11 protein-coding genes are annotated in these 12,381 nt (G+C 64.8%); 7 read left to right on the top strand and 4 right to left on the bottom strand.

Going from position 1 to position 12,381, the window contains the following annotated elements:
- Window positions 1-75 precede the first annotated feature (75 nt).
- Window positions 76-705: a uracil phosphoribosyltransferase gene (gene upp / locus RAD15_RS13660; protein WP_458178178.1), complete on the top strand. Its 630-nt coding sequence runs from the start codon at window positions 76-78 to the stop codon at window positions 703-705.
- A gap of 8 nt (window positions 706-713) precedes the next feature.
- Here upp and RAD15_RS13655 read toward each other — a convergent pair whose 3' ends face one another.
- The 3 genes from RAD15_RS13655 to RAD15_RS13645 are packed head-to-tail and all read right to left on the bottom strand — an operon-like array spanning window position 714 to window position 3,199.
- The gene (locus RAD15_RS13655; RefSeq protein ID WP_458178176.1) at window positions 714-872 is read right to left on the bottom strand and encodes a hypothetical protein; all 159 of its coding nucleotides are present in this window, start codon (window positions 870-872) and stop codon (window positions 714-716) included.
- A gap of 56 nt (window positions 873-928) precedes the next feature.
- Window positions 929-2,041 (bottom strand): M48 family metallopeptidase, encoded by a 1,113-nt coding sequence (locus tag RAD15_RS13650; RefSeq protein ID WP_458178174.1) that lies wholly within the window; start codon window positions 2,039-2,041, stop codon window positions 929-931.
- A gap of 3 nt (window positions 2,042-2,044) precedes the next feature.
- Window positions 2,045-3,199 (bottom strand): YjgN family protein, encoded by a 1,155-nt coding sequence (locus RAD15_RS13645; RefSeq protein WP_458178172.1) that lies wholly within the window; start codon window positions 3,197-3,199, stop codon window positions 2,045-2,047.
- Between the two features lie 384 nt (window positions 3,200-3,583).
- On the opposite strand from RAD15_RS13645, the gene RAD15_RS13640 reads away from it, so the two are divergent.
- On the top strand, window positions 3,584-4,849 hold the full coding sequence (locus RAD15_RS13640; RefSeq protein WP_458178170.1) for a cytochrome P450: 1,266 nt from the start codon (window positions 3,584-3,586) through the stop codon (window positions 4,847-4,849).
- A gap of 62 nt (window positions 4,850-4,911) precedes the next feature.
- The gene (locus tag RAD15_RS13635; RefSeq protein ID WP_458178168.1) at window positions 4,912-6,186 is read left to right on the top strand and encodes a cytochrome P450; all 1,275 of its coding nucleotides are present in this window, start codon (window positions 4,912-4,914) and stop codon (window positions 6,184-6,186) included.
- A 203-nt stretch (window positions 6,187-6,389) separates the two neighbouring features.
- On the opposite strand, the gene RAD15_RS13630 is transcribed toward RAD15_RS13635, so the two are convergent.
- Entirely contained in the window at window positions 6,390-7,310 is a 921-nt protein-coding gene (locus tag RAD15_RS13630; RefSeq protein ID WP_458178166.1) for a LysR substrate-binding domain-containing protein, read from the bottom strand.
- 124 nt (window positions 7,311-7,434) lie between these two features.
- Here RAD15_RS13630 and RAD15_RS13625 point away from each other — a divergent pair, with 124 nt between their 5' ends.
- From RAD15_RS13625 to mdlC, 4 genes are all read left to right on the top strand, one after another.
- On the top strand, window positions 7,435-8,604 hold the full coding sequence (locus tag RAD15_RS13625; RefSeq protein ID WP_458178164.1) for an acyl-CoA dehydrogenase family protein: 1,170 nt from the start codon (window positions 7,435-7,437) through the stop codon (window positions 8,602-8,604).
- Window positions 8,605-8,614: 10 nt separating this feature from the next.
- Window positions 8,615-9,718, top strand: coding sequence for a CaiB/BaiF CoA transferase family protein (locus RAD15_RS13620; RefSeq protein WP_458178162.1), 1,104 nt, complete (start codon window positions 8,615-8,617; stop codon window positions 9,716-9,718).
- Window positions 9,719-9,733: 15 nt separating this feature from the next.
- Complete coding sequence (locus RAD15_RS13615; RefSeq protein ID WP_458178160.1) at window positions 9,734-10,585, top strand: FAS1-like dehydratase domain-containing protein; 852 nt, start codon at window positions 9,734-9,736, stop codon at window positions 10,583-10,585.
- 141 nt (window positions 10,586-10,726) lie between these two features.
- Window positions 10,727-12,349: a benzoylformate decarboxylase gene (mdlC, locus tag RAD15_RS13610; protein ID WP_458178158.1), complete on the top strand. Its 1,623-nt coding sequence runs from the start codon at window positions 10,727-10,729 to the stop codon at window positions 12,347-12,349.
- Window positions 12,350-12,381: the final 32 nt, after the last annotated feature.

Below are 12,381 nucleotides of genomic sequence, written 5' to 3'. Positions count from 1 at the left end.
GCGGAGACAGACCCCTCATCCGGCGCTTTGCGCCACCTTCTCCCACAAGGGGAGAAGGAAGAAAGGCATCCGATCATGGAAGGCGTCACGATCGTCGATCATCCGCTGGTGCAGCACAAGCTGACCTTGGTGCGCGACAAGTCCATCTCGACAAAGTCGTTCCGCGAGCTGATCAAGGAGATCGGCATGCTCTTGTGCTACGAGGTGACGCGCGACCTGCCGCTCGCCGACACCGTGATCGAGACGCCGCTGGCGACGATGCATTCGGCCAAGATCGCCGGCAAGAAGCTGGTGTTCGTGCCGATGCTGCGCGCCGGCACGACCTTCGTCGACGGCATGATGGACCTGGTGCCGACCGCGCGCATCGCGCATATCGGCCTCTACCGTGAGCCACACAGTTTTGCCGCGGTCGAGTATTTCTTCAAATCGCCGTCCGATCTCAGCGAACGCCTCGCCATTGTGGTCACCCCGGTGGTCGCAACCGCCAACACCGCCGTCGCCGCGATCGACCGGCTGAAGGAACGTGGCGCCAAGGAGATCCGCCTCGCCTGCCTGATTGCAGCGCCAGAAGGCCTTGAGCGGCTGCGCGGACTGCATCCGGACGTCCATATCTGGACAGCTGCGGTGGACGAAGGTCTCGACGAGAACGGCTTTATCCTGCCGGGCCTTGGCGATGCCGGCGACCGCGCTTACGGGACGAGATAAGATCGACGTTACGTCTCGGCGTCGTAGTCCCGAGGCGAGCCGTCGCCGTTGACCGCCTGGAGCGAGTCTTCCTTGAAGGAGGCAGCGTGGCGCTGACCGGCTTCAACCCAGAAGCAACTGACTAGCGGCTCAAGGGACGAGTGCGACACTTCACGATCAACGATCATGATCGGACCGCCGCTCCTGTGCCTGACGAGATTGCCTGGCCTAAGTCGCATCGCGCTCAGATCTTCCCGCTGCCGCAGATCAGCTTCAGCGACTGCCATTCCTTGTCCGTCAGCAACGGCGGGCCGCTGGCCGGGCGGTCTTCCCTGGTCATGCGGGCGAGGCGATCCTCGGTCAGCGGGTGGCTGGCGAGAATATTTGTCAGGCCAGAGCCGCCTTCCTTGCCGGTGATGCGGAACATCAGCTCGGCCGCGGGCTTCGGCGAGCGGCCGAGCTTGTGCATGATCTCGATCGCGAACGTATCGGCGGCGGCTTCGGCCTCGCGCGAGTAAGACGCCTCGACCACGCTGCGCGAGGCGAAGATCACGGCGCTCGAGCCCGTGACGTCGCCGAACAGCAGCCCGATCAGGAACGAGGTGCCGCCGTTGTAGATCAGGCCGCGCATGTTGTCGTAATGCTTGAGATGACCGAGCTCGTGGGCGAGGATCCCGGCAAGCTCGTCGGGGTTTTGCGCCTTGTCGAGCAGGCCCCTCAGCACGTACACCTTGCCGCCGGGCAGTGCGAACGCATTCGGCACCGAGGTCGGCAGCACGCCGGCCGTCATGGAATCGTCGTCGAGGCCGGCGGCATCGCGCAGACGGTTGACGAGCTTTGTGAACGCCGCCTTGCCAGCGGGGTCTTCGCACACGTTGCGACCGAAGATGGTTTTCACCTGGACTTCCGACGCATCGCCAATGCGCCGCTCGATCGGTTTCGGCACCAGCGGCGCGAGACGGTCGGCCGCGAGCGGGACGCCGAACAGCACGACGCCAACGATGGAGACGGCGGCAGCCACCGACCAGCCGACGATTTTTGCAACACCGCGGCGCGAGGTCTGGTGCTCGTCGAGCCGCATGCAGCGGACGGTCACGTCGGTGGCGAGCGCGGCGTCGCGGATTTCGAGCCGCGCCAGGGGCGGCGCGGACGTCGAGGCCAGACGCAAGACCCCGGCGGGACTGTCGGCGCGGCGGATGTCGGCATAGGCCCAGCGAACCGGCGCTGCCCCCTCCTCGGCGATCTCGAGCGCATCACCGAGGGTCAACACCACTTGCCGCCTGCGGCTCGACACGCCGTCGAAGAAGATGGTCGGCTTGGCCGACTGCGCCGGTGGCTCGGTAGACAACTCACTCACAGCTCAGAATCCTGCGACATCGAGCCCATCGGCAAAACCCTCGCCGAGCGCGCTGGCAAGCTCGCCGCTGCCGCGCACGTCCGCCGCGGCGCCGATGTTGTGCACCTGGACGGTCGCCAGCACCTTGGCCCAGAGATCACGCTGCAGATAGACCCGCATGACGATGTTGACCGCAAGCGCCACGGCAAAATAGCCGATGACCATCATCACCACCATCGGGATGCTCTTGGCGCTATTGTCGGGCCCGAACACCTGCTCGGCCGGAAGGCCGCTCAGCTGCACAACGAGCATGGTGGCGCCGCCGAGATAGGCGGCGAAAATGGTCGAGAGCAGCATCCACCAGCCGATCACCTTCCAGTACAGGCCGTAGAACGCGTCGTGCGGCAACTCCGAGGACAGGCTGACGCCGCCGATGCGGATGCCGTCGAGCCACCAGCGCCATTCCCGCGCCTTGAACTCGGCGTAGAAGAACGGCGCAAGCGGGAAGATCAGCAGCGCGATCGGGCTGAGCAGCCACAGCCACCAGCCGCGCTTGAAGAAGGTCCAGCCGTCGGCCTCGAAATCGCCGCGCAAATCGCCGTAATGGGTGTGGCGCATCTTGTAGCGCTCGAGCGAAGCCGCGCGCCAGGGCAGCGCCAGGCCGAGCGTCAGAAACACCAGCAGGCCCCACGCCATGGCGCGGAACGAATAGGCCCAGCCCGAGCCGTCCATCCAGAACCGCACGCCGCGCCAGACCGTGCGGGTCAACCGGTAACGTCGCGCGCGAAAAATCGCAAACTGGCCGAAGGCGTAGAAGCTGATGAACAGCGGTGTCGAGGCAAAGCCCTGCCAGCGCTCGAACTCGATGCCGATCAGGAAATAGGCCAGATAGATCGGCACCAGGATCGCGAGCGCGAACAGGAAGCCGATCAGCAGCTCCTTGCCGCGACCGGTATATTCGGCGGCATCGCCGTCGATCGCGGTGTGTGTCCAGAGATGACGGCGGATGTCGGTGACGAGCCAGAAGCGGTAGAAGCCGAAGGTGACGAGCTCCAGCATGGCACCCTTGGTGACCAATTTGCGGAACTCGGAACGGTTTCCGGTGAAGTCGACCCGCGTCGGCGGCAGCGGCGGGGGGACGGGTTCGGAGCCGATGGGGGCCCATTGCATGTCGTTCACGGCGGCAACCTCGGGGTGCGGGCCTATTGCAGTCAAACTATAGATCAGAGATTGGTCGATCCCCAAGGCGGGCGGGTTCGATTTACCTCGATTCCAGCCGATTTTCTCACATGATTTCAGGTTGGGCGGCGTGCGAGAGATCACGTTCGCGCTGTCCCGTAGCCCGGATGGAGCGGAGCGCAATCCGGGGTCTTGCCACAAGCCAAAGCGGACCCTGATTGCGCTCCGCTCCATCCGGGCTACGAGCTACCCATCTCTCGCAAAGGTTGGACGTGGCAAAAGTCTCCCTTGCTCCGGCGCAGACAACCGGCTGTAATTGCAAATCAAATACCGCAGTGCAGAATTCATAAAAAAGCGCGCGGAAGAACGTCAGGGAGAGCGGTCATGCACGGGACCATCGAGAACGCGTCCAAGCTCGACGCATTGCGCGAACGCGCGTCGTCATTGCCGCTGGAGCAATTCGATCCGGGCGACCCCGAATTGTTCAGGACCGATACGTTCTGGCCTTATTTCGATCGCCTGCGCCGAGAGGATCCCGTCCATTACTGCAAGAACTCGATGTTCGGACCGTACTGGTCGGTGACGCGGTACAACGACATCATGGAGATCGAGACCAACCATTCGGTGTTCTCCTCGGCCTCCTCCCTCGGCGGCATCACCATCCGGGACATCGATCCCGACCTGCGCCGCGAGAGCTTCATCTCGATGGACCCGCCGCGCCATGCCGCGCAGCGCAAGACCGTGGCGCCGATGTTCACGCCGACGCATCTGGACAATCTCGCGCTCAACATCCGCAAACGCTCGGCCGAGTGCCTGGACAATCTGCCGCGCGGCGAGGTGTTCGACTGGGTCGACCGCGTCTCGATCGAGCTCACCACGCAGATGCTGGCCGTGCTGTTCGACTTCCCCTGGGAGGACCGCCGCAAGCTGACGCGCTGGTCCGACATCGCCACCACTATTCCCGGCCCCGACGGCCTCGTCGCGACCGAAGACGAGCGGCAGGCCGAGCTGACGGAATGCGCCGGCTATTTCGCCCGGCTGTGGAAGGAGCGTATCGAGCAGCCGCCGAAGAGCGACCTCTTGTCGATGATGGCGCATGGCGCCGCGACGCGTGACATGGACGCGAAGAACTTCCTCGGCAATCTCGTTCTTTTGATCGTCGGCGGCAACGACACCACGCGCAACACCATGTCGGGCTCGCTCCACGCGCTGAGCCAGCATCCGGAGCAGTATCGCAAGCTGCGCGAAAATCCCGCGCTGCTCGACAGCTTCGTGCCGGAGGTGATCCGCTGGCAGACGCCGCTGGCCCATATGCGGCGCACGGCGCTTGCCGACTTCGAGTTCCGGGGCAAGCAGATCAAGAAAGGTGACAAGGTCGTGATGTGGTACGTCTCGGGCAACCGCGACGAGGAGGCGATCGAAAAGCCCTACGATTTCATCATTGACCGCGCCCGCCCGCGCACGCATCTCTCCTTCGGCTTCGGCATCCACCGCTGCGTCGGCTTGCGGCTTGCCGAACTGCAGCTGAAGATTATCTGGGAAGAGATCCTGAAGCGCTTCGACCATATCGACGTGGTCGGCGAGCCGAAGCGGGTCTATTCGAGTTTCGTCAAGGGTCTGGAAGAGCTGCCGGTGAAGATTGCGGCGTGATGCGTGAGAACTCCCTCTCCCGGCGGGGAAAGGCGATGCGAGAAAACACTGGAGCCACGACCATGAACATCCAAGCACCGGTTAAGGTGGACAAGGCCGAACGTATGCGCCGGGCGCGCGAGGAGGCCTATGCGACGCCGTTGTCGCAATTCCATCCCGGCGCGCCCAGGCTGTTCCAGGACGACACGCTGTGGCCGTGGTTCGAGCGGCTGCGCAAGGAAGAGCCGGTGCATTACTGCACCAATGCGCCGATCGATCCGTACTGGTCGGTGGTGAAATACAACGACATAATGCATGTCGATACCAACCACGGCCTGTTCTCCTCGGACTCCACGCTTGGCGGCATCTCGATCCGCGACGTGCCGGAAGGCTACGACTGGCCGAGCTTCATCGCGATGGACCAGCCCAAGCATTCGTCGCAGCGCAAGACCGTGTCGCCGATGTTCACGCCGACGCACCTCGACGAACTTGCAAAGCTGATCCGGCAGCGCTCGCAGACCGTGCTCGACAATCTGCCGCGCAACGAAACCTTCAACTTCGTCGAGCGCGTCTCGATCGAGCTGACGACGCAGATGCTCGCGACCCTGTTCGACTTTCCCTGGGAGGAACGGCGCAAGCTGACGCGCTGGTCCGACGTCTCGACCGCGCTGCCCAAGAGCGGCATCGTCGCCTCCGCTGAAGAGCGCCGCCGCGAGATGGACGAGTGCTACGCCTACATGTCCAGGCTGTGGAACGAGCGCGTCAACTCCGCGCCGCGCAACGATCTGCTGTCGCTGATGGCGCATAACGACGCCACGCGCCACATGGACCCCGACAACCTCATGGGCAACATCATCCTGCTCATCGTCGGCGGCAACGACACCACCCGCAACACCATGACCGGCTCGGTGCTGGCGCTGAACGAGAACCCGGACCAGTACGAGATGCTGCGCGCCAATCCGGCGCTGATCGATTCCATGGTGCCGGAGGTGATCCGCTGGCAGACGCCGCTGGCGCATATGCGGCGCACCGCGCTCCAGGACACCGAGATCGGCGGCAAGCAGATCAAGAAGGGCGACCGCGTCGTGATGTGGTACGTCTCCGGCAACCGCGACGAGGAGATGTTCGAGAAGCCGAACGACTTCATCATCGACCGCCCGCGGCCGCGCACCCATCTCTCCTTCGGCTTCGGCATCCACCGCTGCGTCGGCATGCGGCTTGCTGAGTTGCAATTGCGGATCGTCTGGGAGGAGATGCTGAAGCGCTTCGACCGCATCGAGGTGGTCGGCGAGCCCAAGCGGATCTATTCGAGCTTCATCAAGGGATATGAATCGCTGCCGGTAAGGATACCGGGGTAGGCTCCATCCTCCGTCATTGCGAGGAGCTCTTGCGACGAAGCAATCCAGACTGCCACCGCGGAGGGATTCTGGATTGCTTCGCTGCGCTCGCAATGACGAGCCCCGCCCCAGCTATAAAATTCCGGCATGACAGCTCGCTCAATATGCGAAGGGCCGCCCGGCGGCTTGTGTCCTAAATCCCACCGAGAATTCAGCGCCGGCCGTCACGCGAGCCTGATGTCCCACACGCCTTCCTTGCGGCAGGCGGCGACCTCGTCGCGCAAAAGCGCCGTGACGGCCAGCGAAGCCGTCGAGACCGGGCGGTCGATTGGAGAGGCGAAAATGAGCTCGCGCGACATCGGCTTCGAGACCACAGCGGTTTCCAGCCGGCCCTCCGCGACCTCACCGCGGACCGACGACGGCGGCAGCAGCGCGAAGCCGAGCCCCTCCTCGACGAGGCTCGTCAGTACGCGGAACGAATCCGCCTCGAGCTGGACGTCGAGCTTGATCTTGCGCTGGGCCGCCGCGTGCTCGATCAGCGCGCGAAGGCCGTGGGAATGACTGGGCAGCACCAGACGTTGCCGGAGCAGCCAGCCGACATCGACGCTCTTCTTGCGCGCGAGGCCACAGCCGCGCGGGCCGACCGCGACGATGTTGTCGCGCCCCAAGCTCTGCACGTTGAGGTGCAAATCGGCCGAGCGGCCGTAGAGGATGGCAAGGTCCATCTCGCCGCGATGCAGCCATTCGACGAGATGGCCGCTGTAGCTCTCGACGATGCGCAGCGAGATGCCGGGAAATTTTTCGACGCAGCGCCGCGCAAAGCGCGCCGACAGCACGCAGCTCACGGTCGGAACCAGGCCGAGCACGACCTGGCCGGACGGCGATCCCTTGGACGACTGAATGTCGTCGCGGATCTGGTCGATCTGCCGCACGATGCCGGAGGTGCGCGCCAGCAACAGGCGACCGGCCTCGGTCAACACCATGCCGCGGCCGTTGCGCGTGAACAATTCGGTGCGCAGCTCGTGTTCCAGGAGCTTGATCTGGCGGCTCAGCGCCGGCTGCGCCACGCGCAGCGTGTCGGACGCCTTGGAGAGACTGCCGAGCTCCGCCACGCAACTGAAGGTCCTGAGCTGCCGGAAATCCATGCTTGCCAATCCTCGAAGGCTACTTCATACGCTATAGCAAATGAGCATAGGGGGCCGGCGTTGTTTTCACAACGCCGGAGCGTTGGCCGGCGTTATCTTAACAGCCGCACAGACGGGAAACGCCATGAGTGAAGAACACCACACCGAAGATCACGCCGACATCCGCGAGGCCGTCGCAAAACTCTGCGCGCAGTTTCCCGGCGAATACTGGCGCAAGCTCGATCGCGAGATGGCGTACCCGAAGGCCTTCGTCGATGCGCTGACGGAGGCCGGCTATCTCTCGGTGCTGATCCCGGAAGAGTATGGCGGCGCGGGGTTGAAGCTCTCCGCGGCGGCGGCGATCCTGGAAGAGATCCAGCGCGCCGGCTGCAACGGCGGCGGCTGCCACGCCCAGATGTACACGATGGGCACGGTGCTGCGGCACGGCAATGCCGAGCAGAAGGCAAAGTACCTGCCGAAGATCGCCAGCGGCGAATTGCGCCTGCAGGCCTTCGGCGTCACCGAGCCGACCAGCGGCACCGATACCACCTCGCTGAAGACCTTTGCGCGCAAGGACGGCAACGACGGCTATATCGTCAACGGCCAGAAGATCTGGACCAGTCGCGCCGAGCATTCCGACCTGATGGTGCTGCTGGCGCGCACCATGCCGAAGGAGCAGGTCAAGAAACGCACGGACGGCTTGTCGGTGTTCATCGTGGATATGCGCGAGGCCAAGAACAATGGCCTCGAGATCCGCCCGATCCGCACCATGATGAACCACGCCACCACCGAAGTGTTCTTCACCGACATGAAGGTGCCGGCGGAGAACCTGATCGGTGAGGAAGGCAAGGGCTTTCGCTACATCCTGTCCGGCATGAATGCCGAACGCATCCTGATCGCGGCGGAATGCGTCGGCGACGCCAAATGGTTCATCGCCAAGGCGACGAACTACGCCAAGGAGCGCAGCGTTTTCGGCCGGCCGATCGGCCAGAACCAGGGCATCCAGTTTCCGATCGCCAAGGCCTACGCCTCGATGCGCGCAGCCGAGCTGATGGTGAAGGAAGCCACGCGCAAATACGAGGCCGGGCTCGACTGCGGCGCCGAGGCCAACATGGCCAAGATGCTGGCGGCAGACGCATCCTGGGAAGCGGCCAATGCCTGCATCCAGACCCATGGCGGCTTTGGCTTTGCCGAGGAATACGACGTCGAGCGCAAATTCCGCGAGACGCGGCTCTATCAGGTGGCGCCGATCTCGACCAACCTCGTGCTGTCCTTCGTCGCCGAGCACGTGCTCGGCATGCCCCGCTCGTACTGAGGCAGCCATCATGAGAGCACTTGACGGGATCAGGGTGATTGCGGTCGAGCAGGCGGTGGCGGCGCCGTTCTGCTCCTCGCGCTTGGCGGACGCCGGCGCGGAAGTCATCAAGATCGAGCGGCCCGAAGGCGACTTCGCCCGCGGCTATGACGCGGCGGCCAAGGGCCAGAGCAGCTATTTCGTCTGGCTCAACCGCGGCAAGCAATCGGCGGTGGTCGATCTTGCGACCAAAGAAGGCTGCGCCGAGCTGGAGAAGCTGATCGCCAGCGCCGACGTGCTGATCCAGAACCTCAAGCCGGGCTCGATGGACAAGCTCGGCTTCTCGCGCGAGCGGCTGCTGAAGGATTATCCAAAGCTGATCTCCTGCACCATCACCGGCTATGGCGACGAAGGCCCTTACGCGCATCGCAAGGCCTATGACCTCCTGATCCAGGCCGAGAGCGGCCTTGCCTCGATCACCGGCAATCCCGACGGCGCCTCGCGCGTCGGCATGTCGATCGTGGACGTTGCGACCGGCGCCACCGCGCACGCCGCAATTCTGGAAGCGCTGATCGGGCGCGGGCGCACCGGCAAGGGCGCCGACATCCGCATCTCCATGTTCGACGTGATGGCGGACTGGTGCACCGTGCCGCTGCTCAACTCCGAAGCCGGCAATCCGCCCAAGCGCATGGGCCTGCGCCATCCCTCGATCGCGCCCTATGGCGTGTTCACCTCCAGGGACGGCAAGGACATCCTGATCTCGATCCAGAGCGAGCGCGAGTGGAAGACGCTCTGCGTGAAGGTGCTGGATCAGCCGGATCTGCCCGCCGATCCCCGCGTCGCCAACATGGTCGAGCGCGTACGCAACCGCGACTTCACCGACACAACGGTTGCCGACATCTTCGGCAAGATGACGCGCGACGAGTTGCTCAAGCGGCTGTCGGACGCTGACATCGCTTTCGCCGAGGTCAACACCATGGCCGACCTCACCAACCATCCGCATCTGCGCCGCATCGAGGTCGACACGCCGCAGGGACGCGTCAGCTATCCCGCGCCGGCGCCGATCATCGTCGGCGAGACGCGCAGCTATGGTGCCGTGCCGGCCATCGGCGAAAAGCCGCAATCCAAAAAGTAAGAAGAGCGAGGCGTCATGACCGAGAAGCTCGACATCGATCATCTCAGGCAATGGATCGGCCGCAGCACGGAGGCCACAGACATCGTCACCGCGCAGCTCGTCATGGGCCTGCGCGCGACGCTATTCCAGGACGTGGGCGCGCCCAAAACGGGCGATGCCGCGCCGTTCACGGTACATTGGTGTCTCGCGCAGCCGGTGTTCCCGATGTCGATGCTGGGGCCCGACGGCCATCCGACCCGCGGCGGCTTCCTGCCGCCGGTGCCGCTGCCGCGCCGGATGTGGGCCGGCGGCGAGATCGAGTTTTTGCAGCCGCTGTGCGTCGGCGATGAATCGACGCGGACCTCGCGCATTGCCGACGTTCAGGTGAAATCAGGCTCGACTGGCACGCTGTGCTTCGTCTCGGTCGAGCACAGCATCTCCTGTCCACGCGGCGTGGCCATCCGCGAGCGCCAGGACATCGTCTATCGCGAGATGACGACCAGTGCGCCCGCTGGCGGCAAGGCCCCGCCCCCGCCCCCGAAGGCGCAGCATCGCGAGACTCATGTCTCCGATCCCGTGCTGCTGTTCCGCTATTCCGCACTGACCTTCAACGGCCACCGCATTCATTACGATCGCGACTACGTCACCAAGGTCGAGGGCTATCCCGGGCTGATCTTCCACGGCCCGTTGCAGGCGGCGCTGATTATCGAGATGGCGGCAAAGCTGCGTGATGGCAAGGCGCCGAAGAAGTTCACCTATCGCGGGCTGCAGCCGCTGTTCGAGGGGACCGAGTTCTCGATCAACGCCAACGACAGCGGCGAGAGCATGGAGGTGTGGACTGCGAACGCGGAGGGACAGCCGACGATGAAGGGCACGGCGGTTTGGTGATACGCTGCTGCTAGACCCTCACCCTGAGGAGCGCGCCCTTCGCGCGCGTCTCGAAGGGCGAGGCCACCAGCCGGGCCTTCATCCTTCGAGACGCGCGAAGACGCGCTCCTCAGGATGAGGAATGAACAAGGGACGGAAACCATGGCCAAGAACGGCAAGACCGGCGGCAAATCCGTCACCGTGAAGCAGGCGACGCTCGACCTGTTGCGCTCCTTCGGCATCGGCAGGGTGTTTGGCAATCCCGGCTCCACCGAGCTGCCGTTCCTGAGCGACTGGCCCGACGACATCGACTACGTGCTGGCGCTGCAAGAGGCTTCCGCGGTCGGCATGGCCGACGGTTACGCGCAGGCGACGCGCAATGCCGGCTTCGTCAACCTGCATTCGGCGGCCGGGGTCGGCAACGCGCTCGGCAACATCTACACCGCACACCGCAACCAGACGCCGCTGGTGATCACCGCGGGCCAGCAGGCGCGCTCGATCCTGCCGCTGCAGGCGTTCCTCTATGCCGAGCGCGCGTCGGAGTTTCCGCGGCCCTACGTCAAATACAGCGTCGAGCCGGCGCGGCCCGAGGACGTGCCGGCCGCGATCGCCCGGGCCTATTACACCGCGATGCAGCCGCCCTGCGGGCCGACCTTCGTATCGATCCCGATCGACGACTGGACGCATGCCACGGCGCCGATCGAAGCGCGCAAGGTCAGCCGCGAGATCGGCCCCGAGCCTGACGCGATGAAAGCGCTGGTTGCCGCGCTCGGTACTGCAAAACACCCTGCCCTCGTCGTCGGCCCCGGCATCGACCGCGCCGGTGCGGTCGATCTGATAGTGCGCGTCGCCGAGAAGGCCAAGGCTTCGGTCTGGGTCAGCCCGTTCTCGGCGCGCTGCTCGTTCCCCGAACGCCATCCGCAGTTCGCGGGCTTCTTGCACGCCTCGCCGGCGCAGCTCTCCGATGCGCTGCGCGAGCACGACCTCGTCGTCGTGATCGGCGCGCCGGTGTTCACCTTCCATGTCGAGGGCCATGCTGCGATCTTCGATGGCGGGGCAACGATCTTCCAGATCACTGATGATCCGGATGCCGCGGCGGTGACGCCCGTCGGCACCAGCATCGTCGCCACCATGAAGCCGGCGCTTGCAATGCTGCTCGAGCTATTGCCCGAGAGCAAACGCGCCACGCCAAAAGGCCGCACGCTGCCGTCGGCGCCGCAGGCCGCCGATCCGCTGCCGGTGGAGTTTTTGCTGCATTCGCTGTCGCAGGCGATGCCGGATGGCGCATCACTCGTCGAGGAAGTGCCCTCGCACCGGCCGGCGATGCAAAAGTTCCTGCCGATGCGCGGCCAGGACAGTTTTTACACCATGGCGAGCGGCGGCCTCGGCTACTCGCTGCCCGCCGCCGTCGGCATGGCGCTCGGCAAGCCGAAACAGCGCACGGTCTGCCTGATCGGCGACGGCTCGGCGATGTATTCGATCCAGGCGCTGTGGACCGCCGCGCAGCGCAAGCTGCCGCTGACCATCGTCGTCATCAACAATTCCGGCTACGGCGCGATGCGCTCGTTCAGTCAGGTGATGCAGGTGCGCAACGTGCCCGGGCTGGAGCTGCCGGGAATCGATTTCGTCCGCCTCGCCGAAGGCATGGGCTGCCATGCGGTGCGGGTACGCAAGGCAGCGGAGCTCGGCGATGCGCTGAAGCGCGGGATGGCATTTGAGGGCACGAGCCTGGTGGAGGTCGTCGTGGATTCCGCGGTGCCGGTGCTGTACGGGCAGAAGCATTAGGTTGTCGTCCCGGCGAAGGTGTGGCGCGACCG

It is taken from the genome of Bradyrhizobium sp. 14AA (assembly GCF_054185205.1).
Note: the sequence above shows the minus strand (reverse complement) of the source record. Positions and strands in the feature narration are given on the sequence as shown.

Excerpts from the sequence above, each read along its gene's own strand:
- upp (WP_458178178.1), top strand. The coding sequence starts at position 76 with ATGGAAGGCGTCACGATCGTCGATCATCCGCTGGTGCAGCACAAGCTG.
- RAD15_RS13655 (WP_458178176.1), bottom strand. The coding sequence starts at position 872 with ATGATCGTTGATCGTGAAGTGTCGCACTCGTCCCTTGAGCCGCTAGTC.
- RAD15_RS13640 (WP_458178170.1), top strand. The coding sequence starts at position 3,584 with ATGCACGGGACCATCGAGAACGCGTCCAAGCTCGACGCATTGCGCGAA.
- RAD15_RS13635 (WP_458178168.1), top strand. The coding sequence starts at position 4,912 with ATGAACATCCAAGCACCGGTTAAGGTGGACAAGGCCGAACGTATGCGC.
- RAD15_RS13630 (WP_458178166.1), bottom strand. The coding sequence starts at position 7,310 with ATGGATTTCCGGCAGCTCAGGACCTTCAGTTGCGTGGCGGAGCTCGGC.
- RAD15_RS13625 (WP_458178164.1), top strand. The coding sequence starts at position 7,435 with ATGAGTGAAGAACACCACACCGAAGATCACGCCGACATCCGCGAGGCC.
- RAD15_RS13620 (WP_458178162.1), top strand. The coding sequence starts at position 8,615 with ATGAGAGCACTTGACGGGATCAGGGTGATTGCGGTCGAGCAGGCGGTG.
- RAD15_RS13615 (WP_458178160.1), top strand. The coding sequence starts at position 9,734 with ATGACCGAGAAGCTCGACATCGATCATCTCAGGCAATGGATCGGCCGC.
- mdlC (WP_458178158.1), top strand. The coding sequence starts at position 10,727 with ATGGCCAAGAACGGCAAGACCGGCGGCAAATCCGTCACCGTGAAGCAG.